Source organism: Streptomyces sp. NPDC001568 (assembly GCF_042893755.1).
Taxonomy (GTDB): Bacteria; Actinomycetota; Actinomycetes; order Streptomycetales; family Streptomycetaceae; genus Streptomyces.
On record NZ_JBIAVF010000010.1, the window covers coordinates 112,725 to 134,933 of the forward strand.

Consider the following 22,209-nt stretch of genomic DNA (forward strand, 5'->3'; position numbering starts at 1 on the left):
ATGAGCCTCGCCGCATCCGCCGCGTTCCGCCTTCCCGGGCTGCCGGGTACGCTGCGCCGGCACTGGCCGTTGCTGCCGCTCGCCGCGACCGTGCTGTTCCTCCTCGCGCCCCTGCCAGCCGGGGACGCGACCGCCTCCGGAAAGGTCGGCCCCGCCGACGCCGCCTCGCTGCTCCTGGCCCTGGTCTGCGGGGTGCAGGCGCTGCGGGGCCGGGTGCGGGCGCTGAGCCCGTTGGGCGTGCTCGTCCTCGGGCTGCCGGCGGTCGGGCTGGCCGTGGCGACGGTGACCGCCGGTGACCCGTACGCCGCCCTGCCCGGCTTCGTCCGCTACCTCCAGGTCTTCGTGCTGGTGCCGGCGGCGGTGGTGCTGCTGGTGCGCGACGCGCGCGAGTTCAGGCTGGCCGCCGGGTGCTTCGTGGTCCTCGCGCTGGTCCAGGGCGCGGTGGGGGTCGTGCAGTACGCGACCCACACCGGTGCCTCCTACCAGGGCGAGGACATCCGCGCCGTGGGCACCTTCGGCCCGGGCGACGTCATGGGCATGGCCACGGTGGTCGCGTACGGGCTGGTCGTGGCGACCGCCGCCGCGCTCGCGCCGGGGCTCGCGCCCCGGATCCGGCGGATCGCCGGGGCCTGCGCGCTGGTGCTCGTGGTGCCGCTGGTGCTGTCGTTCAGCCGGGGCGCCTGGATCGCCACCCTCGGCGCGGCCGTGCTGGTGATGCTGCTCGCCGGGATCCGGCGGGCGCTGAAGGTGCTGATGGCGCTGGGCGCCGCCGCGGTGGTCCTCGTCGGGGGACTGGGCGTCGGCTCCGAGATGGTGGCCGAGCGGCTGACCTCGATCACCCAGGTCTCCAGCGCCCCCGACCAGTCGGTGACCGACCGCTACACGATGTGGGCGGCGGCCGGGTCGATGTGGCGGGAGCGACCGGCCGCGGGCGTGGGCCTCAAGGGGTTCCCCGCCCACCGCGACGGACACTCCTCGCTCGGCCTGTCCTCGGGCAGCGACACCGCCGGCGCCGGGCAGGCGTACCTGCGCCAACCGCTGCTGTCCCCGCACAACATGTACCTGCTGATCCTCAGCGAACAGGGACTGATCGGGCTCACCGCCCTCGTGGGCGGCTGGGCGGTGCTGCTCGTCGCGGGTCTGCGCCGGTACGCGAGCGGGCGCGGGATCCGCGACTGCGGGCTCGTCGCGCTCGGGCTCCTCGTCTGGCAGTTGACCGACTTCCTCTACGCCGACATCGGCGGCCCCTCCACCGTCCTGACCGGAGTGATCATCGGACTCGCCGCCTGGTGGGCGCTGCCCTCCCCCGGGGACCGGTGGGCACCGGGCTCCGGGGGCGCGCGCCCCGAGGGACCGGCCACCCGGTGACCGACACGACGCCCTGGCGGCGGCCCGCGGTCGCGGCGACCGAAGTCGCCGCGACCGCGGGCCGTCCGTCGCGCCCGGCGCCGGTCCCCGCCGGCCCGCTCCCCGAACCCGGGTTCGCCGCGCCCGACCCCGGCTTCGTCGCCGGGGCACCGCGCGGCGGACCGGCCCGCGGTCCGGTGCTCTCCGCCGCCGGGGCGGGAGCGGGAGCCGGGGGCGGAACCCGGGACGGGAGCGGGGCCGCCGACCCCGACCCCGCGCCCGGCACGGCCCGCGCCGCGGCGGGCCCCGAGCACGACGGCGCCCCGCCCGCACCCCGCAGGCCCGTGTTCGCCCGTACGGGCCGGGGCGGCGGCGCGGGGGCCGCGGCGGTACCGGCCCGCGCGGCCGGCCCACGTACGGACGGCGGCTCGGGCGCCGGCGGCGGTACGGCGGCAGCCGGGGGCGGGCCGGGCGGATCCGGATCCGGATCGGGCTCCTCCGGGGGCGGGCCGGCCGCGGCCGCGCCGCTCGGCCGGTTCCTCGCCAAGGCAGCCGCGGTCACCGCCGGGCTCACCGCCGCCGGGGCCGTCTTCGGGCTCGTGCGCGACCAGACCATCGCCCACCTCTTCGGCGCCGGACACGACAGCGATGCCTTCCTGATCGCCTGGACCGTGCCCGAAATGGCCTCGACGCTGCTCATCGAGGACGCCATGGCGCTGCTCATGGTGCCCGCCTTCAGCCACGCCTTGGCCCGCAGGGCCGCCGCCCGCGCCGGCCTGACGCGCCGCGAGGCCCGCACGCAGGACCCCGTACGGCTCCTCGTCGGAGCGACCCTGCCGCGGCTCCTGGTGCTCCTCGTGGCCGTGGCCTCCGTCCTCGTCGTGGCCGCGCCGCTCGTCGTCGGGGCGCTCGCGCCCGGCCTGCCCGACCCCGGGCTCGCCGTCGAGTGCACCCGGCTGACCGCGCTCACCGTGGTCTCCTTCGGCATCGCCGGGTACTTCAGCGCCGCCCTGCGGGCCCACCGGTCCTTCCTGCCGCCCGCCGCGATCTACGTCGCGTACAACGTCGGGATCATCGCCGTGATGGTCGCCCTGCACACCTTGTGGGGGGTACGGGCCGCCGCCGCCGGGGTCGCCGTCGGCGGCCTGCTGATGGTCCTCGTCCAACTGCCCGCGTTCATCCGGAACGTGGGCTTCGGCCCGCGTCGTGTCAGGTCCGCCCCGCGCAGCCAGCGCGACCGGGACCGGCCCACCCTCATCGCCTTCGGCGTCATCGCGCCCGTCATCTTCTTCGCGGTGTTCCGCCAGTCCCAGGTCCTCGTCGAACGCTTCCTGGCCGCCTCGCTGCCCTCGGGCGCCATCTCGCACCTCAACTACGCGCAGAAGGTCGCGCAGATGCCGATGGTGCTGTCCCTGATGATCTGCACCGTCACCTTCCCCGTCGTCGCCCAGGCCATGGCCGGCGGGGAACGGGAGAAGGCCCGGCGCCGGGTGGAACGCGACCTCGCCCTGGCCTCGCTCGCCGTCCTGATGGGCACCGCCCTGGTCATCGGCTACGCCCCGCAGATCATCCAGGTCCTCTTCGAACGCGGCGCGTTCACCCACCAGGACACCCTCGCCACCGCCTCCGTCATGCGGGTCTACGGCCTCGGGCTCCTCGGCCACTGCCTCGTCGGCGCCCTGTCCCGGCCCTTCTTCTCGACCGCCCGGCCCACCTGGTTCCCGGCGCTCGCGATGGGCGCCGGGCTCCTCGTCAACGTCGTCGCCGGAGCCTTCGCCGTCGGCTGGTGGGGCACCTGGGGCATCGCCGCCGCCAACGCCGCCGGCATCTCCACCACCGCCGTCCTGCTGCTCACCGGACTCGGCTCCCGGATCATCGCCATCCAGGTCCGCCGGGTCGCCGTCAGCATCGGCCGGCTCGCGGTCGCCGCCGTCGCCGCCTGCGGCACCGGCTGGCTCGCCGGGCCGATGATCCCCGACCCGCTGCTCAGCGCCGCCCTCGGGTGCCTGCTGGTCCCGGCCATGTTCGGGGCGACCGGCATGGCCATACGGGCCCTAGAAGTCACCGTCCTGCCCGCCCAGCTCGCCCAGCTCACCTCCCAGCTCACCCAGAGGTTCCGCAATGTCCGCTGACACCGACACGGCGCCCGCCGCCGCGGTGGTCCCCGCCCGCCGCGCCGCGTCGCCGTGGGTCCTGATGTACCACTCGGTCGCCGAGTTCACCGACCCCGCCGAGGACCCGTACGGCATCACCGTCACCCCCGCCGCCCTGGAGGCGCAGCTGCTGTGGCTGCGCGCCCGCCGGCTGCGCGGGGTGTCCGTCGGCGAACTGCTGCGGGCCCGCGCCGCCGGACGCGGCCGCGGGCTCGTCGGGCTCACCTTCGACGACGGGTACACCGACTTCCTGACCTCGGCCCTGCCGCTGCTGCGCCGGCACGACTGCACCGCCACCCTGTTCGTGCTCCCCGGCCGGCTCGGCGTCGACAACGTCTGGGACCCGCTCGGCCCGCGCAAGGCGCTGCTCACCGCCGAGGGCATCCGCGAAGTCGCCGCCGCCGGGATCGAGATCGGCTCCCACGGACTGCTCCACCAGGACCTCACCGCCGCCCCCGACGACGTCCTCCAGCAGGAACTGCGGGGCAGCCGCGACCTGCTGCGCGAGCTGACCGGCACCCTCCCCGAAGGGTTCTGCCACCCGTACGGGCACCTCGACGCCCGCGTCACCGCCGCGACCCGGGCCGCCGGCTACGCGTACGCCTGCGGCATCGCCCCCGGCCGGCTCGTCGGCCCGCACGCCATGCCGCGCACCCACGTCAGCCAGGCCGACGGCGCCGCCCGACTGTGGATCAAGCAGCTCCGCCACCGCGTGGCCGAACTGCGCCGGGTGGTGCTCCCGTGAACGAGGTCAAGGCACTGCACATCATCACCGGGCTCGGCGTCGGCGGGGCCGAGCAGCAACTGCGCCTCCTCCTGCGGCACATGCCGATGCGGTGCGACGTACTGACGCTGACCAACCCCGGCCCGGTCGCCGAGGGGCTGCGCGCCGACGGGGTCCGCGTCGTGCACCTCGGAATGACCGGCAACCGGGACCTGGGCGCCCTGCCCCGGCTGGTGAGGTTCATCCGGCGCGGGCGCTACGACCTCGTCCACACCCACCTGTACCGGGCCTGCGTCTACGGGCGGCTCGCGGCCCGGCTCGCGGGCGTCGGCGCCACCGTCGCCACCGAACACTCCCTCGGCGACGCCGAGATCGAGGGCAGGCCGCTGTCCGGCGGCGTCCGGGCCCTGTACCTGGCCAGCGAACGGCTCGGCGCGGCCACCGTCGCCGTCTCGGACACGGTCGCCGCCCGGCTGGAGGGGTGGGGGGTGCCGGCGCCCCGCATCCACGTCGTACCGAACGGCATCGAGGCCGCCCGCTTCCGCTTCGACGAGGGCGTCCGGCGGGCCACCCGGGCCCGGACCGGACTGCCCGAACGGGCCTTCGTCATCGGCGGGGTCGGCCGGCTGGTGCCGGGCAAGCGGTTCGACGTCCTCGTCCGGGCCGTCGCGGCCCTGCCCGGCGCGCACCTGCTGCTCGCCGGCGACGGGCCGGAGCGGGCCGCGCTGCGGGCCCTCGCCGCCGAACTGGGCGCCCAGAGCCGGATCCACCTGCTCGGGGAGCGGGACCCGCTGGGCGACAGCGCCGACGGGCGCACCCCCGGCATCCCCGCCCTGCTGGCCGCCATGGACGTCTTCGTGTCGCCCTCGCGGGAGGAGGCGTTCGGGCTCGCCGTCGTCGAGGCGCTGGCCGCCGGACTGCCCGTCCTGCACGTCACCTGCCCCGCCATCGACGACCTGCCTGCCGCCCAGGCGCCGGGCGCGCGCCGCATCGGGCCCGGCACCGAGGAGCTGGTCGCCGCGCTGCGCGGGCACATGGAGGCCGGCGCCCGCCGGCTGCCGGCGCCGCCCGTGGTGCGCCGCTACGACATCGCCGGCAGCGCGAGCCGGCTGCTCGACGTCTACGCCCTCGCGCTCGCCGCCCCGGTCCCCGGCGGGACGCCGGCCCCACCGCTGCCCGCGCCCTCCACCCCGGCGGGACGGGGTCCGGCCGCGCCGGGCTCCGCGCCCGCGGGCAACGGCTGACCCCGCATCACCACCCGGCCCGCGGAACGGCCGGGTCCGTCGAACTCCCCTCCCCCAGGAAGCGAGCACCGCACATGGCCGAGACCGCCGACCAGAAGAAGTCCGACCACCGCTCGGAGAAGAAGCGCCGCGCCCCGCGCCCGCCCGCGTGGTGGCCGTTGCCCGCCTGCGCCCTGCTCGGCATGGCCGCGGGCGGGGCGTACGGGGTGCTCAAGGCACCCGAGTACGCCGCCACCAGCTACGTCGTCGCCGTCCCGGACGACACCACCGAACCGGCGACCGCGCTCGGCTTCGCCCAGGCCTACGCCCGCATCGCCACCAGCAGCTCCACCCTCGCCTACGCGCAGCCGCGCGCCGGCATCGACGCCAAGCGGCTGCGCACCCAGGTGCGCGCGGAAACCTCCCCCGAGTCCCCGATGATCGCGATCACCGGGACCTCCAAGAGTCCCGCCGAGGCCGCCGACATCGCCAACGCCGTCGCCGACGCGCTGTCGCTGAGCAGCAATCAGGCGGCGAAGAACACCGGCGTGCAGCTGCTCCTGTTCAACCAGGCCGTCGCCCCCGCCGACCCGGCCTCGCCGTCCGCGCCGATCAGTGGCGCCGTCGGGCTGTGCGCGGGCGGGCTGCTGGGTGGCCTGTGGCTGCTGGCGCGGCCCGCCCGGACCGGACGCCCCGCACGGCGTGCGGACGACGGGGCGACGCAGTCGAGCGTCGAGGAGTACGCCTCCCTGCCCGCGCAGGGCGAGCACACCGAGACCAAGGAGAAGGAGTCCGCGCGATGAAGCAGGGCTCCACCGGGGCCCTGTCGGTGACGCTGTGCCGCGACCCCCGGCAGTTCGCCGCCCTGGAAGAGTCGTGGAACCGGCTCTTCCGCGGCTGCCCCTCCGCCACCCCGTTCCAGAGCCACGCCTGGCTGCACTCGTGGTGGCTGTCGTACGGAAAGGAGGGTCGGCTGCGGACCGTCCTCGTGCGCCGGGGGGAGGAACTGGTCGGGGCGGCCGCGCTGATGCTCGTGCACCGGCCGTTGCCGCGGCTGGTGGCGCTCGGCGGCGGGATCACCGACCACTCGGACGTGCTGGTGGCCGCCGAGCACGCCGAGCAGGTCGTCCCGGCGCTGGCCCGCGGGCTGCACCGGGCCGCCCGCAGCGCGATCGTCGACCTGCGCGAGGTGCGGCCGGGTGCCGCCGCCGAGGCGCTGTACGAGGCGTGGCCCGGGGCGCGCGGCAAGCTGGCCGACTCCACCTGCATGGAGCTGCCCGCGCTGCCCTTCGACGAGCTGGTGAAGCGGATGCCGTCCTCCGGCGCCCAGCGGGTGCGCGCCAAGCTCCGCAAGACGGACGCCGCCGGGATCGAGGAGCACGAGGTCACCGAGCCGGAGGTGCCGCAGGCCGTACGGACCCTGCTGCGGCTGCACGAGAAGCAGTGGCGCGGGCGCGGGGTGACGCCCGAGCACCTCAAGCCGCGGTTCGCCGAGCACCTGACCCGGGCCACCCGGCGGATGGTGCGCGCCGGGGAGGGCCGGCTGACCGAGTTCCGGCTGGACGGGAAGGTGGTGGCGGCGAACGTCACGCTGCTGTCCGCCGGGCTGAGCGGCGGCTACCTGTACGGCGCCGATCCGGATCTGCGCGAGCGCAAGGTGGACGTGGCGACGCTGCTGCTGCGCTACGAGACCGGGCGGGCGCTCGCCGACGGCCGGCCCGTGGTGAGCTTCCTGCGCGGCAGCGAACCGTACAAGAACCACTGGCGCCCCGAAACGGTGGTCAACCAGCGGTTCCTGATGTCCACGGCCGCGCTCGCGCCCCTGCTGCGACTGCACGAGTCGCAGGTGACGGGGCGCGAGCGGGCGGTGGACGCGCTGCGCGAGGCGATGCCCGCCGCGCGGGACTGGCGGGCCCGGATCAACGAACTCCGGGTCCGGTGACCGTGCCGGTGCGCTCGCCGCGCGGGGGGCGGGGGCGGGGGCTAGAAGGGCCAGACGTAGGAGTCCTTGCCCCAGTTGAGGTTGAAGCAGACGGCCTGGTTGCCGACCAGCTTGGACAGCCACTCGCCGAAGTTGAGCGGTACGCACCACTGGGTGCTGTTGTTGGGCTGCGGCTTGGGCGGCTGCGGCTTGGGCACCGAGGGGCTGGGCGTCGGCGACGCCGGCAGGGGCGCGGGTACGGAGACCCCCGGGGAGGGCACCGGCGGGAACACGGGCGGTACCGGGACCTGCGGCGAGGGCGCCGGGGGGACGACCGGCGGCACGGAGACGTCCGGCTTCGGGACGACGGGGGTGGGCTCGACGGGGGTGGGCTCGGCCGGGGTGGGCTCGACCGGGGTGGGCTCGACGGGGCCCGGGACCGGGGTCGGCACCTCGGGGCTCGGCACCGGAACGGGTACCTCCGGCGAGGGGACGGCGGGCGAGGGGACGGCGGGCGTGGGGACCGCCGGTGTGGGGATCTGCGGGGTCGGGACGGCCGGGGTGGGGACCGCGGGGGTGGGGATCTGCGGGGTCGGGATCGCGGGCGTCGGGACCACCGGGGTGGGGATCGCGGGGGTCGGGACCACCGGGGTGGGGACCACCGGCGTCGGGATCACCGGGCCGGGCAGGTCCGGAGTCAGGGCCTCGCGGAACACCCGGGAGGACTCCGGGTTGGCCTTGCACTGCCACACGCCGTGCGGGCAGTAGTCGGTGATGGTGTGGTAGAGCGGCTTGTGCTGCTCGATCCACTTCAGCATCCGCCGCATGTACTCCGGGTTGTCCCCGTTGCGGAACAGGCCCCACTCCGGGTACGAGATCTCCTTGCCGTGTGCCTTCGCGAAGTCGACGTGCTGCTGGAGCCCGTACGGCTGGGTGATCTGCTCGTCGAAGTTCCGGCCGGGAGCCTGGTCGTACGAATCCATGCCGATGATGTCGACCCAGTCGTCGCCCGGGTAGCACTTGGTCCAGCCGATGGCGTCCGTGCCCCGGTTGGGGGCGAAATCGAACTTGAACTCCTGGCCGGGGACGGCGCGCATGGTGTTGACGACGCGCTTCCAGTACGCCTTCCAGTTCTGCGGGTCGGGCCCGCAGCGGTGGGTGTAGGTGGTGCCGTTCATCTCCCAGCCGAGCACGATCACCGTGTCCGGGACGCCCAGGTTCACCAGCCGCTCGGCGAGCCTGCGGAAGTGCTGGTCGTACTCGCCGTTCGCGCCGGCCCTGATCAACTGGGCCACCTGACGGTCGGGGATCCGGCTCTCGTTGCGTGCCTGCATGGGCACGTTCAGGACGAACAGCCGGTCGGCCTGCGCCTTGCGCCAGGCCGCCCAGTCCGCGAGGAAGCCGACGTTGCCCTCGATGCCGCCCCACACGTCGCCGGGCAGATAGGTGTGTCCGACCCGGATCTCCTTGCCGCCCAGCCAGCGCGACAGGGACGGGATCCGGGCCACCCCCGGTGGCCCGAAGTCGAGGTACGCGCCCATGGCGACGTCGGAGGTCCTGGACGCTTCCTCCTCGGGTGCCGACAGCGCGGCTCCCGTGGCGAGCAGTCCGGCCGTGACCGTACCGATGCAGGTGCTCGCCAGTCGGCGGCGTGGTCTGGGCATGGCGTCTCCCGAGCTTTCCTGAACCGGTGTGCTTACCAAAGACGTTAGGCATCAGATCTGACGAATGGCCTGTCCGGTGGCCGCTGCGTAGGCCATTCGCAGGTGCGCATCCATCCCGCTTGGTCCGACTAGGTGAAAGACACCGTTTCCATGCACGCGTTCGCCAACCATGTCCCCGCGGTTCTGCTCAGACTCGATCGGAACCCGTTCCACCACGGAACCCTCGGCGCCGTCAGATCGCTGGGGCGCAAGGGCGTGGAGGTCCATGCCGTCGTCGAGGCCGGGGGAGGCCCCATGGGGCGTTCGCGCTACCTGCGCGCCACTCACCCGGGGCCGGACGGAGGGCTGGACCCCGAGGCGCCGGACGCGTTGCGGAAGTGCCTCGTACGGGTGTCGGAGCGGATCGGCCGGCCGGCCGTGCTCATCGCGATGGACGACCTGAGCGCCATCGCGGTCTCGCGGATGGCAACGCTGCTGACGGACCGTTTCCGGATGCCCCATCAGCCCGACAACCTGCCCGCGCGGGTGGCCGACAAGGCGGAGCTGTCGCGGCTGTGCGCGCGCTGGGACGTCCCGCACCCGGAGACCGTGATCCCGGCGAGCGGGGCCGAGGCGGCGGAGGCCTGCTGGCGGCTCGGCCTGCCGGTGGTGGCGAAGTGGAGCCGGCCGTGGCTGCTGCCCGCGGGCACCGGGCTGCGCAGCACCACCCTCGTGCACACCACCGCCGAGGCGCGGGGGCTGTACGAGCGGTCCGCGGAGGCCGGTAGCCGGCTGCTGCTGCAACGGTTCCTGCCGGCCGGCCCGGACACCGACTGGTTCTTCCACGGCGCCTTCGCCCGGGGCGGGCACCCGCTCCTCGCCGGGTCGGGCCGCAAGGAGCTGTCCTGGCCGGTGCGTACGGGGCTGACGGCGGTGGGCCGCTGGCTGCCGGACCCGGCGGTGGAGGAGGCCGGCCTGCGGCTCGCCGACCGGCTCGGCTACCAGGGCATCCTCGACCTCGACTTCCGTCGGGACGAGCGGGGCTGCTTCCGGCTCGTGGACTTCAACCCGCGTCCCGGAGCCCAGTTCAGGCTGTTCACCGACGACACCGGGCTCGACGTGGTCCAGGCGATGTACCTGGACCTGACGGGTCAACGGGTGCCGGAGCCCGTCGGCGGCCCGGGCCGGGTCTTCGTCGCGGAGAACTACGCGCTGCTCGCTGCCGTACGGGGGCGCTCGCTGCCGTGGCGTCGCGGCGGCGCGGGTGGCGCGGCGTCAGGCACGACCGCTCCGCGCGGCGTTGCCGGCGGCGGCGCGGCGGAGGGACCCGTCGCGGCCACCGAGCCGCCGCTGCTGCCGGGCGGGCGGCGGCCGGAGGGCCGGTCGGACGTGCCGCCGCCGGCGGCGCCCCGCGCGGCGGGCCCCGTACGGGGCCGTGGCGCGGCGGGGCCCGGACCGTCGCGGCCGAGGCCGAAGGGGGAGCGGGGGCGGACGGAGCCGGCCTGGTTCGCCGCCGACGACCTCCAGCCGTTCCTGGCGATGCTCGGCGCCTTCCTGGGCCGGGGCCTGGGCAAGGGGGTCCGCGTCCTGCGGGGCGTCCCCGGGCAGGGTCGGCGCACGGCCCGGGCGGCCGTCCGGGCGCCCCGCCAGCGGGCGCAGCCCCCGGCGGCGTCCCGACCGGCCCCGCCCGAGGCCTCGGCGGAGCCGGACGAGCTGGTGACCCGGTGACGGGTGACCCCGTCCCCGAGGGCGGCCGGGCCGGGTTGGTGACGAGCGAGTCGGAGGAACTGCCGTGACGCGGGTGGACGACCTCGTGGTGGTCGGCGCGGGACCGTACGGGCTGTCGATCGCCGCGCACGCGGCGGCGGCCGGGCTCGGTGTGCGGGTGTTGGGGCGGCCCATGGCCTCCTGGCGGGACCACATGCCCGAGGGCATGTACCTCAAGTCGGAGCCCTGGTCCTCGAACCTCTCCGCGCCCGGCGGCCGCCACAGCCTGGCCGAATACTGCGCGGGCCTGGGGGTGGCCGCCGACCACGGCAGCCCGCTGCCGATCGGCACGTTCAGCGCGTACGGTCTCTGGTTCGCCGGGCGGGCCGTGCCCGAGGTGGAGGAGGTGACCGTCACCGAGGTCAGCCCGCAGGGCGAGGGGTTCCTGATCCGCACCGCCGAGGGGCCCCCGCTGCTGGCCCGGACGGTGGCCCTGGCGGTCGGCGTGATGCCCTTCACCCGGTACCCCGACACGCTGCGGGAGCTGCCGCCCGGGCACGTCTCGCACAGCAGTGACCACCGTGACCTGACGCGGTTCGCCGGGCTCGACGTCACCGTCCTCGGTGCCGGGCAGGCCGCCCTGGAGACCGCCGCGCTGCTCGCGGAGGCCGGAGCCCGGCCGACGCTGGTGGCCCGGCGGGCCCGGCTGAACTGGAACACCGTTCCGCAACCCCTGGAGCGGCCGCTGGCGCGGGCCCTGCGCGAGCCCCACAGCGGCCTCGGCACGGGCTGGCGCAGTTGGGTGTGGTCGGAACTGCCCTGGGCGGTGCGCCGGCTGCCCGCGCCGACGCGGGAGCGGATCGCGGCCACGGCACTGGGACCCGCCGGGGCCTGGTGGCTGCGGGAGCGCTTCGAGCGGCGGGTGCCGGCGCTGCTGGGACACCGGCTGCTGGGGGCGGTCGCGGACGGCGGGCGGACCCGGCTCGCGCTGACCACGGCCGCGGGGGAGTCCGTCGTACTGGAGACGGCGCACGTCGTCGCCGCGACCGGGTTCGCCCCGGACCTGCGCCGGCTGGAACTCCTCGACGCCCGGTTGGGGGCGGCGCTGGAGACCGTGGGGGACGGCGGTACCCCGGAGCTGAGCGCCGGCTTCGAGTCGTCGTGGCCCGGGCTGTTCTTCGCGGGGCTGCTGACCGCTCCCTCATTCGGCCCTTCCATGCGATTCGTACACGGTGCGGGGTTCACGGCGGGGAGACTGGTGAGAGGAGTCCGCAAGCGCCTCGGCGCCCGGGGTCCGCTGCCGGGCTCCACGGGCGGCGCCCGGACGGACCGGGCCGCCGCCGGGCATCCGTAGACGTAACTGCGCCGAGATCCACCTGAGAGGGGTCCGCGATGGGAGCGGAGCGAGCACAGGGCGGCCGTGGCTGGGTGCGCATCCCCGCCAGCCGCGGCGAACAGCCCCCGGCCGGCCCGGCCCCGTCCGGGCCGTACGGGGCACCCGCTCAGGGGGGTCCGGCGTACGGGTCCCCGGGGTACGGCACGCCTTCGTACGGGCAGCCTTCGTACGGGCAGCCTTCGTACGGGGCTCCGGCCTACGGGTCCCCGGGCGCAGGGGCCTCGAACCGCAGGTCCGGAGGCTATCCGTCCGGGGATCCCTGCGCGATCTACCACTCCCTCGTCAAGCGCTGGCGGGAGGCCGGACGCACCCTCCCGGGGCATCCTGACGAGGAATGGGAGCGGCTGATCTCCCAGCCGTGCTGGCCCGGCCGTTAGGTGGTGTGTCTCTTGGCAGCGGCTGAGCGCGACGGATCCGAGCAGGGCCGGGAGAGTCCCCTGACAGGCCCGGGCGAACGGCTCGCGCTGAACGGCATGGGCAGCTTCGAGTGGGACCTGGGCACCGGGACGCTGCTGCTGGACGCGGCGGGCCTGGTCGTCTTCGACCTGGAGCCGGAGGAGTTCGACGACACCCCGGAGGGCCTCGGGCTGCGGATCCCGGCCGACGACGCGGCCCGTCTGTCGCAGACCGTGACCGAGGTCCTGGACGGCGACGGCGAGACGTACGGCTCCTACTTCACCGTGCGGCGGCGCGACGGCCGCGACCAGTGGACGCACACGCAGGGCCGGGTGCTGCGCGACGCGGACGGCCGCCCCCCGCGGATCGTGGGCATCGTCCGGGACGCGACGGCGGAGCTGGCCCACGCCACCGCGCTGCGGAAACTGGAGTCGGCCCGTGCCCACCAGGCGACCATCGTGCAGCGCACCACGGAGGCCCTGTCGCGGGCGGTGACGGTCGACGACGTGACGGCCGCCCTGACCGGCGCGGGCGCACTGGAGCGGCTCGGCGCCGACGGGCTGGCACTGGGCCTCGTCGAGAACGGCGCCATCAAGATCATCGCGTTGAGCGGGGAGAGCCTGGAGATCCTCAGCGAGCGACAGTTCACCCGGCTGGACGGATCCCTGCCGCTGTCGCAGGCGGTCGTCACCCGTACGGCGCGCTTCGTCACCTCCCTCACCGAACTCGCCGGCGAGTTCCCGCTGCTGGCCGACTACCTGAGCCGGATCCGCTACGACGCCGCCGCCTACCTCCCCCTGATCGCCCAGGCCAAGGCCATCGGCGGGCTCGTCCTGTTCTACCGGCGGCGCACCGAGTTCAGCCCCGAGGAACGCAACCTGTGCCTCGGTCTGGCCGGCATCGTCGCCCAGTCCCTCCAACGGGCGCTGCTCTTCGACCAGGAACGCGAGTTCGCGACGGGCCTCCAGGCCGCCATGCTGCCCCGCCGGATCCCGGAGATCATCGGCGGGGAGATCGCGGTCCGCTACCACTCCGCCTGGAGCGGGCGCGAGGTCGGCGGCGACTGGTACGACGTGATCGCGCTGCCCCGCGACCGCGTCGGGATCGTCGTCGGTGACGTGCAGGGCCACGACACGCACGCGGCGGCCATCATGGGGCAGCTGCGGATCGCGCTGCGCGCCTACGCGGGCGAGGGGCACCCGCCCTCCACCGTGCTGGCGCGCGCCTCCCGCTTCCTCGCCGAACTGGACACCGAACGCTTCGCCACCTGCATGTACGCGCAGGTGGACCTGGAGACCGGCGGCGTACGGGCCGTGCGCGCGGGCCACCTCGGCCCGCTGATCCGGCACACGGACGGGCGTACCGGCTGGCCCAACGTGCGCGGCGGGCTGCCGCTCGGGCTGGCCTCGCTCTTCGAGCGGGAGGAGTTCCCCGAGACCCGGCTCGACCTGGTGCCGGGCGAAACCCTCGTGCTGTGCACGGACGGGCTCGTGGAGGAGCCCGGAACCGACATCAGCCAGGGCATGGAGGCCCTCGCCCAGGCCGTCCGGAGCGGCCCCCAGGGGGCCGGGGCGCTCGCCGACCACCTCTCGGACCGGCTCTGGGAACGATGGGGCTCCGGCGACGACGTGGCCCTGCTCGTCCTGCGCCGCGCCCCTGACCCGGGCACCCACCGGGCGCCCCGGATCCACCAGTACGTCCACCAGGCCGACCCGGAAGGGCTCTCCGAGGCCCGCTACGCCCTGCGGCACGCCCTGCGCGACTGGGGCATGCCCGAGCTGGCCGACGACGTGGAGCTCGCGGCCGGGGAACTCCTCGTCAACGCCCTCCTGCACACCGACGGCGGCGCGGTGCTGACCATGGAGGTGCTGCCGGAGCCGGTGCGGCGCATCCGGCTGTGGGTCAAGGACCGCTCCAGCGTGTGGCCGCGCCGACGCAGCCCGGGCGAGGCGGCCACCACGGGGCGCGGGCTGCTGCTGGTGGACGCGCTGGCCAGCCACTGGGGCGTGGAGTCCCGCGGCGACGGCAAGGCCGTCTGGTGCGAGTTCGACGTGGACGGCATCCGCCGCGCCGGAGGGTGACCGGATGCCTACGTCGGGTTGTGGGGCGCGGGGCGCGGGGTGATGATGCGGCCATGGAACGGACGGTTTTCAAGGCTTCGCGACGGAACGCGCAGTGCGCCGCCTGAACCGGGGCGCGGTCACCGCGCTGCTGGCGGCCCTGCTGCTGGTGGCCGGGGTCCCCACGGTCGTGGACTGGACGACGGGGCGTCCGCACGCGGACCCCGGGTGCCAGACGGTGGCGTTCATGTCGATGACGGGCGAAGCGCCCGAGTGCCGGTAGCGGCGGCTACCGGACGACGCGGGACATCGTCCTGTCGGGCCGACTCCTTCGGATCCCGCCCGACAGGACGGCCCTAGCGGCGGCGGTCGTGCACCGTGATGTCCCGGGCGTCCTCGGCGACGATGTCGACGGCCCGCGGCAGCATCCCGCCGCCGAAGTGGATCTCCTGGAGCTGCGCCACCGCGCGGGCCGCGCCCCCCTGCACGCCCCAGGTGCGGCCCGGCTTGCTCTCCGCGCGCCACGGGTGCTCGTGTCCGTCGCAGACGGCGTCGCCGGCGCCCATCGTCACCCGGACGCCCTCCTGGATCACCGTCGCCCTGACCTGAACCGCTCCGTCGGGTGACGCGGCCTCGCAGCTGTAGGTCCCGGAAAGGGTGATCCTGCCGTCGGGGGTGATGTGGGCGTCCGACCGTACGGAAATCTCCTGATGGAAAACGGTGGCTTCCGCGGGAACGGCCAGCGCGGCGGTGGCGGCCAGTGCGGAGCAGGCCGTGAGGGCCAGTCGGACGGCGGTCGTGCGCATTCTTCCTCCAGGTGGACGAGCGGGGTGGACGAGGCCGGCGGTATTCCGCCGGAACGCATTGTGCTGGCAGTTGGCGGGCAACTCGCTCCCTCCGCCCGTGTCGGTGTGTGCAATTGCCCGCTCGGGCGCGTGAGACTGACCGGAATAAATTCCCGAAGTTCGAAGATCCCCGAAGGGATCCCGTATGCGCTGCCTTTCCGCCCCCGCCCTCGCCGGCGCGGCCCTGATCCCGCTCCTGCTGCTCGGCGCCACCGCCTGCTCCGGAGAGACCGAGGGGGCCGCCGTCGCCCCCGCCGCGGCGCCCGCGGTCCCCGTCGACGACGGAGCGCCCGGCGCCGACGAAGACCCGGCCGCGCCGCCGCGCGAGGTGAGGCCGGCCGCCGTGAAGGAAGCCCATGTGGGTGACTCCGTACGGGTGCAGGGGCGGGAGGTGGGCCGTCACCTCCAGGTGGTCCTCGCCGCGTTCGTGGACCCTGCGGTGAGCGTGGAGCCGAACTTCGTACCGCCCGCCGGGAAGCGTTGGGTGGCCGCCTCGATGTCGTTCGTCAACGTCGGCGGAGCCTCGTACGGGGCTCTCGGGCGCATGTGGGCGCACGACAGCGCGGGCAAGCGCCACCCCGTGGTGCGCACCGGGGAACTGACCACCGGCAAACCACTCGTCTTCGATTCCCTGGAGGTCGGTGAGCGGGCCGAGGGCTGGGTCGTGTTCGAAATTCCGGAAAACGCGCGGATCGTACGGGTCCAGTACCAGGACGCGAACATGCAGGCGAATTCCGGAGGGGGTTTCTGGGCGGTCTAGCCCGGGCGGGTGAAAGGCCGTGAAAGGGTCGGGTGACGGCCCACTAAGGTGCGGCGCATGACTTCAACGCAAGCCGAAATCGACCGGTCCCACCTCGGCACCCTTTCGGTGCTCGCCTGGATCGGCGACCCCTCCGAGGGGCACGACATCCCGTACCTCCTCGCCTACACGCTGGGCGACGGCCCCAAGGGCCGGGAGGCCGGCGAGGCGGCCGCCCGGGGGCTGCTGGAGGAGATCGGCCTGCCCATCGGCGACGTGGTCATGGACGGCACCCGCAACCCGCACAAGTTCGACGTGAAGGTCCTGCTCGCGGACAACCAGATCGCGCTGACCATGCCGGGTCTCAACGCGACCTGCACCGCGCCGCCGGAGTGGGTGGACGCGGCCAACGAGAGCGGGCAGGCGTACTTCCTGTTCGCCACCCGCGCCTGGCCCGAGGCGGTTCCCGGCAAGCCCGTCACCGCGGAGGTCCTCCAGGCGTTCGCCGGTGACGAGGAAGTGCTGACGAGCAGCGCGCACTGCGTCGTGACGGTGCAGAGCCTGCAGAAGTGACCGTGCGGGGCCCGCGGGGCTGACCGCGCGGGCCCGCGGGAGCGACCGTGCCGGGCCCCGCGGAAGCGACCGTGCCGGGCCCGCGGAGCAGATCCGCGCGGGGCCCGCGGCGGCGGTGTCGTCGTACGCCGCCGTGGTTCGCGGTTCGCCTTCCTTCCGCTCCGGCCGCCGGGCTCCCAGCCTGCCCGGTGGCCGGTCCCCCCGCCCCGTCCGCCCTCGCGGGTCAGGGGCGTTCGAAGGCGAACCGCAGCGAACGCACCCGGTTGTCGAAGCTGGACCCGGCCAGGTCGGGCAGGCCCACCGCGCGCAGGCCCACCGGGCGGGTGAGCAGCTCGCGGAACAGGGCCTTCATCTCCACCCGGGCGAGGTGCGCGCCCAGGCAGAAGTGCGGCCCGCCGCCGCCGAATCCCAGGTGGGGGTTGGGGGAGCGGGTGATGTCGAAGGCGTCCGGGTCCGGGAAGACGGCCTCGTCGCGGTTGGCGGAGGCGTAGTACAGCACGACCTTCTCGCCGGGTCGGAACAGCCTTCCGCCCAGGCTGTGTTCGGCGGCGACCGTGCGGCGGAACTGGATGATGGGCGTCGAGTGGCGGATCATCTCGTCCACGGCGCCGTCCGCGTACTTCTCGAAGTCCGACAGCAGCAGGTCGCGTTGCTCGGGGAAGTCGGTGAGCAGGGTCAGACCGTGGGTGATGGCGTTGCGCGTGGTCTCCACCCCCGCCACCATCAACAGGGAGAAGAAAGCGCCCAGTTGCCGGGCACCCAGGGCCTGCCCGTCGACGTTCGCGGTGACCAGCGCCGAGATCAGGTCGTCCGTCGGGTGCCTGCGCCGCTCCCGGCCGATGCCGGCGACCATCCGCTGCATCCGTGCCAGCGCCCGCAGGCCGCGTCCGGGCATCCGCATCCGTGCCGCCAGGCCCCGCTCCACGCCGATGTTCTCCGAGGCGTGGTTGACCCGGTCGGCGATCTCCGCCCGGTAGCGCTCGGGGATCCCCATCATGTTGCAGATGACCTCCAGCGGGAGCCGGGAGGCCACCGCGGAGACGAACTCGTCCGGCCGCTCGGCCAGCACGTCGTCCACGATGCGGGCCGCCACCGCGTGGATGTCCTGCTCCGCCGCCGCCAGCAGCCGGGGGGTGAAGGCGCGCTGCACGATCTTGCGCAGCTGCGCGTGGTCAGGGCCGTCGAGGTTGACCATCGAGTCCCCGAACAGGGCGCGCACCCAGCGGGCCGGCTCGGGGGTCGTGACGCCGGGCGCGCTCGCGAACACCTTCGGCAGCCGGCTCGCCTCCTGCACGTCCGCGTGCCGTACGAGGGCCCAGTGGCCCGCCCCCTCGGGGACGAACACCGGCGCGTCCAGGGCGCGCAGACGGGCGAAGGCGGCCAGCCGCCGATCCGGGGGGAGCTGCCAGAACCCCGGGTCGGCCAGCTCCCCTGCGGGGTCGGCCGCGCCTGCGTGCCGTTGTGGGGGCAGTGTCATGGGCCCGTCCCTTCCTGTTGCCGTTCCGCTGAGCTGCTGAACGGGTCGGGGGGTGCGGGGGTGACGGGTCCGGCGCCGTTCACCCGGCGGCGGTATGCGTTCCCGGGCCGCGCACGGCCAGGGTCTGGCCGACCACCACCGTGAGCGTCGCGACCAGGCCCGCCCAGAGGACCGCGTACGGGCCCGCCCAGGTACAGGCGAGGAGCGCCGCGGCGGACAACGGCAGCACCAGCTGTTGGGCGGCGCCGCGCTTGAAGTACCGGGAGTGCAGCAGCCACACCATCAGCAGGAACAGCGCCGAGGGGACGGTGACGGCGGCGTTGGCGGCCGGCTGGGAGATGTGCGCCTTGCCGACCGCGTGCTCCACCGCGACCTCGATGCCCGCGCCGATCGCCGCGCCCGCCAGGAAGACCAGCAGGTGCCCGTAGCCCCACGGGATGGCGTCGCGGTTGGAGGTGAGCCGGGTGTGCATCGGGACCGCGAAGTAGATCCACCACGCGGCGAAGACGATCAGCAGCCCGCCCGCGGCGATGGGCAGCAGCTCGCCCAGGGCCTCGTGCTCGTCGAGCGCCGATTTCACCGCGACGGTGCTGGCGGCGATCGTCTCGCCGAGCACGATGATGGTGAACAGGCCGTACCGCTCCGCGATGTGGTGGGCGTGCCAGGGCGTTTGGTGTCCCCGCTCGGCCAGCACCGGAACGAACAGTTCGGCCACCACCAGCACCAGGAACAGCCAGCGCCTGGAGTCCTCCGGGGCGAACAGCAGGGCCACCCAGCCCGCCTGGCACACCACCAGCCCCGCCGCGTAGGTGAACGCGGCCTTGCGGGCCGGACCGCTTTCCCCGGCCGCCGCGCGCAACCACTGGGCGGTGAGCGCCACGCGCATGATGAGGTAGCCGATGACGGCCACGACCCAGTCGTTGTCGTCGAAGGCACGGCTCACGCCCGCCGCGTAGACGAGGACGCCGGCGATCTGGACGAGCGTCGCGACCCGGTACGGCACGTCGTCGCAGTCGTAGGCGGAGGCGAACCACGTGAAGTTCATCCACGCCCACCCGTGAACCAAGGGAACAACACCGCTTCTGACCTGGGCAAACGCTGAAAACAGGCGATCCACGCTCTAGGACCCCCCAGAAGCGGCCCTACGGCGAACGGAACACCATGGAACGCACAGACCTGCCCACCCTCCGCGCACTGGGCTTCAAGGATGAAGAGCTACAGCGGCTAGGGCTGTGGGCGCCTGCGGCGGGAAACTCTGGCGATCTGGCAGAGGCGTACATCAGGCGCAGCAAGAAGCGTGATGACCTTTCCACGCTGCGGGCTCACGTCCGGGATATCTGCCGCATGGCAACCAGTGAAGACGTAGCCATTCGCCACGTTTGGTTTGAGCAGAAGTCAGCAAGCAAGGCGCATGTACGTCGCGAGGAGTTCGAAAAGGCGACTGGGGCCGTCCTTGAAGGACTCTCCAAGACGCTTTACGTATGGAAGACCGACCGACTTTCCCGCCGGGGCATGGGCGCTGTAGACCGGCTCATTGACGATTTCAAGCCTCGCGGAGCACGCATCGTTTCCGTGACTGAGGGGCTGGACTCTTCACAGCGGGGCGTGCGAATGGTATTCGGCATTCTCAGTGACCGGGCGCGCGAAGAGGCGGAAGACATCGCCATGCGCACTAAGACCGGTGGGGACGCACACAAGGCAGAGGGGCGCTGGCCCGGCGGAGTAGTTCCGTACGGTCTGCGTTGCCCCAAGGGGAGCGGAAAGCTGGAACACGACCCAGCCGAGTACCCGATAGCGCGCCGTATTGCTGAGGCTCTTCTCGATGGCGAAACGCCTGCGAGAATAGCCAACGCGCTCAATGCCGAAGGCATCAAAACCCGTAAGGGGAAGATGTGGCGAGCGCAGACCGTAATTCACCTTGCCCAGTCTCCTAGTTGGGCTGGGCTAATTCCCGATCGCGAACGGGCCAAGGATGAATTCGGCAACCCGCTGGATAGGTGGCACCGGCGCGGAGCACCGCTAATGGGACCCAACGGTCATCCGATTCAGGCAGGTGAAGGAGTGGTCACCTTCGCTGAATGGCAGAAAATCAGCGCAATAATCAGCGGGCGAAGCCGTCCAGGGACCACGATTGGCGACAGGTCGCGTGGAATTCGTAAGGCTGCGACCATCATGACCGGCATTCTCCGATGCCCTTATTGCAAAGGTTCCATGGGGAACGGGGGGCGCAATTATCGATGCATTACCCGAATGAACCAGGGTGAAGCCGCCTGCCGGGGCATGGCTACCCTTCGTCAGCGCGTAGATGAAGCCATGGCGGTTATGTGGATTGACCATGTGCTCAGCCTCTCCCCTGACTCTCCGACCATTCACGCCATTGCGCGCGATTGGTTGTCGTACCAAGATCCTGAGAAAGAAAACCGCAAGACCCAGGCTATCGCTGCGCTCGAATCGGCAGTCGGTCGAGAAATGCAACTACGAAAGGAGCGGTTCCTTCTCAACCGAATGTCAGAAGCTGACTTCGACTACCTGTGGCGAGAGTTGAACGTGCAGATTGAAAGCCTCAAGGTGGAGCTTGCGGAAATTTCGCGGGAGGCCGACCTTTCCCCGCTGATGGACCCGTACTCACTTGCTGAACTTTGGCAAGACGCGGGAATAAGCGGGCAGCGCGCCCTGCTCAAAGCAGCGTTGAAAAGCGTGACGATGATTCCGCCGAAGGGTGTCGGGGATCGAACGCCCATTCTTGACCGCCTGGAACCGCACTGGCGAGATGAAAGCGTCAATCCGGCAGTGGAAGCCGCATGGGATGCATGGGAGGAGCGGCGCACGGGAGTCGCCCTGATGAACTAGCCCCAGACTTCGAGACGCTGAGCCCCCGTTCGGTCAATGACCGGCGGGGGCTTTGTCGTGCCCTGAGTGACCCCCTGAGGGCTTCTCGCGTCCTCGCTGGCACCAGGACCGGCGGACGATACAGAGGCGCTCAGGCGGGCGCATGGGGCTCCGAGGGGGGATCGGGACAGCAGGGGGAGCGAAACTACATCCCATAACCTGACACCCCATCAGTCATATGCCGTCTGACCTGCATAAACAACCTTCCAATGTAGAAGTGTAGAAACAGACCCCAAACTCATAATCGATAGAGGTTCCTAGTCCCATTACGAAAATGCCCCCCCTACCTACACTTCTACACACAGTCCAGAGTTCTGTGCCCGTTCGCTGCCCTCGCAAAGCAATTCACGTGAGCCGCATCACACGCCGGCCGTTTTGGAGCAATTTTGGGACTCCGAGGGCACACCAAAGGCGATCGACTCACTAGTTTAATAAGGGAGGGACCTTTAGCTTCCTCTCTCGCGGGTCTGCCACCGACAACCACCCGCCCCCATATACGCCCGTGCGGGGGTTAATCCGTACTAGGCCCCAACCTGATCGGTTGAGCGCCCTTACCGAACGTGGCAGATCGGTAAGTGTGGCTCCCTGTCGGGTTGGGGCTTTTTCTCTTTTCTGCCACGTAGAAGGACTTCACCATGTCTGCCGAAAACGATTACCACACCATGCACCGTCGACTAGACGCAATGAGACTGCCCGCGAAATATCACCCTTGCGCCTGGTGCCTCTTGACTGCTGACCAGTGGGCATATCTGTGGAATGACCCGAACGAACGCCACGGGGCCGGACGTGTCCACCGAGTCTGGTCTGAGGACAGCCGCTATTACGTGGCGATGTGCCGAAGTTGCCACAAGCTCATGGATAACGCACATCGACGGGTTGGCCGGGAAGGGTTGGCAGACGCCATAGCACCGCTCAAAGAGGCCGCATACGCCGCTGTGAGGCCCGAACGTCGCGCAACTGAGGCCCGGGGTCGGGAAGCCAGCGCAAGGGCCGCACACGCCTTTCTAGACGCTCAGGAAGCAAGGTCGGGGAGAAGTCGATTGGGCCGCCCCCCTGCTGCTGCTGTGCGCGCCACCAATGCGCTTATGTCCCGTGCCTACGCCAGGGGGCCGGAGT

Annotated in this window: 17 protein-coding genes; 13 read left to right on the top strand and 4 right to left on the bottom strand. The window is 72.8% G+C overall.

Annotated features, from left to right (window positions below):
* The 6 genes from ACFY0I_RS19725 (at window position 1) to ACFY0I_RS19750 (ending at window position 7,389) form a co-directional block, all read left to right on the top strand.
* Window positions 1–1,368 carry an O-antigen ligase family protein gene (locus tag ACFY0I_RS19725; protein WP_388897171.1) on the top strand — a complete coding sequence of 456 codons (1,368 nt, stop codon included), beginning with the start codon at window positions 1–3 and terminating at the stop codon, window positions 1,366–1,368.
* 323 nt (window positions 1,369–1,691) lie between these two features.
* Window positions 1,692–3,479, top strand: coding sequence for a murein biosynthesis integral membrane protein MurJ (murJ, locus tag ACFY0I_RS19730; protein ID WP_388897614.1), 1,788 nt, complete (start codon window positions 1,692–1,694; stop codon window positions 3,477–3,479).
* Window positions 3,469–4,245 (top strand): polysaccharide deacetylase family protein, encoded by a 777-nt coding sequence (locus tag ACFY0I_RS19735; RefSeq protein WP_388897173.1) that lies wholly within the window; start codon window positions 3,469–3,471, stop codon window positions 4,243–4,245. The genes murJ and ACFY0I_RS19735 overlap by 11 nt, the downstream gene beginning before the upstream one ends.
* Complete coding sequence (locus ACFY0I_RS19740) at window positions 4,242–5,468, top strand: glycosyltransferase (protein WP_388897176.1); 1,227 nt, start codon at window positions 4,242–4,244, stop codon at window positions 5,466–5,468. Before ACFY0I_RS19735 ends, ACFY0I_RS19740 begins: the two co-directional genes overlap by 4 nt.
* A gap of 74 nt (window positions 5,469–5,542) precedes the next feature.
* On the top strand, window positions 5,543–6,250 hold the full coding sequence (locus ACFY0I_RS19745; protein ID WP_388897179.1) for a lipopolysaccharide biosynthesis protein: 708 nt from the start codon (window positions 5,543–5,545) through the stop codon (window positions 6,248–6,250).
* The gene (locus tag ACFY0I_RS19750) at window positions 6,247–7,389 is read left to right on the top strand and encodes a GNAT family N-acetyltransferase (RefSeq protein WP_388897182.1); all 1,143 of its coding nucleotides are present in this window, start codon (window positions 6,247–6,249) and stop codon (window positions 7,387–7,389) included. The genes ACFY0I_RS19745 and ACFY0I_RS19750 overlap by 4 nt, the downstream gene beginning before the upstream one ends.
* Window positions 7,390–7,430: 41 nt before the next feature.
* Here ACFY0I_RS19750 and ACFY0I_RS19755 read toward each other — a convergent pair whose 3' ends face one another.
* Entirely contained in the window at window positions 7,431–9,032 is a 1,602-nt protein-coding gene (locus ACFY0I_RS19755; RefSeq protein WP_388897185.1) for a glycosyl hydrolase, read from the bottom strand.
* A gap of 150 nt (window positions 9,033–9,182) precedes the next feature.
* Here ACFY0I_RS19755 and ACFY0I_RS19760 point away from each other — a divergent pair, with 150 nt between their 5' ends.
* From ACFY0I_RS19760 to ACFY0I_RS19775, 4 genes are all read left to right on the top strand, one after another.
* Window positions 9,183–10,739: an ATP-grasp domain-containing protein gene (locus ACFY0I_RS19760; RefSeq protein WP_388897188.1), complete on the top strand. Its 1,557-nt coding sequence runs from the start codon at window positions 9,183–9,185 to the stop codon at window positions 10,737–10,739.
* A gap of 73 nt (window positions 10,740–10,812) precedes the next feature.
* Window positions 10,813–12,072 (top strand): NAD(P)-binding domain-containing protein, encoded by a 1,260-nt coding sequence (locus ACFY0I_RS19765; protein WP_388897617.1) that lies wholly within the window; start codon window positions 10,813–10,815, stop codon window positions 12,070–12,072.
* A 431-nt stretch (window positions 12,073–12,503) separates the two neighbouring features.
* Window positions 12,504–14,591, top strand: a complete 2,088-nt coding sequence (locus ACFY0I_RS19770; protein ID WP_388897191.1) for a SpoIIE family protein phosphatase — start codon at window positions 12,504–12,506, stop codon at window positions 14,589–14,591.
* A 94-nt stretch (window positions 14,592–14,685) separates the two neighbouring features.
* On the top strand, window positions 14,686–14,853 hold the full coding sequence (locus ACFY0I_RS19775; protein ID WP_362877725.1) for a hypothetical protein: 168 nt from the start codon (window positions 14,686–14,688) through the stop codon (window positions 14,851–14,853).
* 73 nt (window positions 14,854–14,926) lie between these two features.
* Here the strand turns inward: ACFY0I_RS19775 and ACFY0I_RS19780 are convergent, their stop codons facing one another.
* Complete coding sequence (locus ACFY0I_RS19780; RefSeq protein WP_388897194.1) at window positions 14,927–15,376, bottom strand: DUF6299 family protein; 450 nt, start codon at window positions 15,374–15,376, stop codon at window positions 14,927–14,929.
* A 184-nt stretch (window positions 15,377–15,560) separates the two neighbouring features.
* Between ACFY0I_RS19780 and ACFY0I_RS19785 the strand changes: the two genes are divergently transcribed.
* Both ACFY0I_RS19785 and ACFY0I_RS19790 read left to right on the top strand, forming a co-directional pair.
* A complete protein-coding gene (locus ACFY0I_RS19785) occupies window positions 15,561–16,175 on the top strand; it encodes a hypothetical protein (RefSeq protein WP_388897197.1) in 615 nt (204 codons plus the stop codon).
* 57 nt (window positions 16,176–16,232) lie between these two features.
* Entirely contained in the window at window positions 16,233–16,727 is a 495-nt protein-coding gene (locus ACFY0I_RS19790) for a DUF5949 family protein (RefSeq protein WP_388897200.1), read from the top strand.
* 223 nt (window positions 16,728–16,950) lie between these two features.
* On the opposite strand, the gene ACFY0I_RS19795 is transcribed toward ACFY0I_RS19790, so the two are convergent.
* Together ACFY0I_RS19795 and ACFY0I_RS19800 are read right to left on the bottom strand one after the other, a co-directional pair.
* The gene (locus ACFY0I_RS19795; RefSeq protein WP_388897202.1) at window positions 16,951–18,204 is read right to left on the bottom strand and encodes a cytochrome P450; all 1,254 of its coding nucleotides are present in this window, start codon (window positions 18,202–18,204) and stop codon (window positions 16,951–16,953) included.
* Window positions 18,205–18,283: 79 nt separating this feature from the next.
* The gene (locus ACFY0I_RS19800) at window positions 18,284–19,312 is read right to left on the bottom strand and encodes a low temperature requirement protein A (protein WP_388897620.1); all 1,029 of its coding nucleotides are present in this window, start codon (window positions 19,310–19,312) and stop codon (window positions 18,284–18,286) included.
* Between the two features lie 53 nt (window positions 19,313–19,365).
* On the opposite strand from ACFY0I_RS19800, the gene ACFY0I_RS19805 reads away from it, so the two are divergent.
* Window positions 19,366–21,054 carry a recombinase family protein gene (locus ACFY0I_RS19805; protein ID WP_388897205.1) on the top strand — a complete coding sequence of 563 codons (1,689 nt, stop codon included), beginning with the start codon at window positions 19,366–19,368 and terminating at the stop codon, window positions 21,052–21,054.
* Window positions 21,055–22,209 lie beyond the last annotated feature (1,155 nt).

What these genes read in the sequence shown, in the direction of transcription:
- ACFY0I_RS19790 (WP_388897200.1), top strand. Translation starts at nt 16,233, where the DNA reads ATGACTTCAACGCAAGCCGAAATCGACCGGTCCCACCTCGGCACCCTT.
- ACFY0I_RS19780 (WP_388897194.1), bottom strand. Translation starts at nt 15,376, where the DNA reads ATGCGCACGACCGCCGTCCGACTGGCCCTCACGGCCTGCTCCGCACTG.
- ACFY0I_RS19735 (WP_388897173.1), top strand. Translation starts at nt 3,469, where the DNA reads ATGTCCGCTGACACCGACACGGCGCCCGCCGCCGCGGTGGTCCCCGCC.
- ACFY0I_RS19785 (WP_388897197.1), top strand. Translation starts at nt 15,561, where the DNA reads ATGCGCTGCCTTTCCGCCCCCGCCCTCGCCGGCGCGGCCCTGATCCCG.
- ACFY0I_RS19745 (WP_388897179.1), top strand. Translation starts at nt 5,543, where the DNA reads ATGGCCGAGACCGCCGACCAGAAGAAGTCCGACCACCGCTCGGAGAAG.
- ACFY0I_RS19760 (WP_388897188.1), top strand. Translation starts at nt 9,183, where the DNA reads ATGCACGCGTTCGCCAACCATGTCCCCGCGGTTCTGCTCAGACTCGAT.
- ACFY0I_RS19725 (WP_388897171.1), top strand. Translation starts at nt 1, where the DNA reads ATGAGCCTCGCCGCATCCGCCGCGTTCCGCCTTCCCGGGCTGCCGGGT.
- ACFY0I_RS19805 (WP_388897205.1), top strand. Translation starts at nt 19,366, where the DNA reads ATGGAACGCACAGACCTGCCCACCCTCCGCGCACTGGGCTTCAAGGAT.
- ACFY0I_RS19750 (WP_388897182.1), top strand. Translation starts at nt 6,247, where the DNA reads ATGAAGCAGGGCTCCACCGGGGCCCTGTCGGTGACGCTGTGCCGCGAC.
- ACFY0I_RS19795 (WP_388897202.1), bottom strand. Translation starts at nt 18,204, where the DNA reads ATGACACTGCCCCCACAACGGCACGCAGGCGCGGCCGACCCCGCAGGG.
- ACFY0I_RS19755 (WP_388897185.1), bottom strand. Translation starts at nt 9,032, where the DNA reads ATGCCCAGACCACGCCGCCGACTGGCGAGCACCTGCATCGGTACGGTC.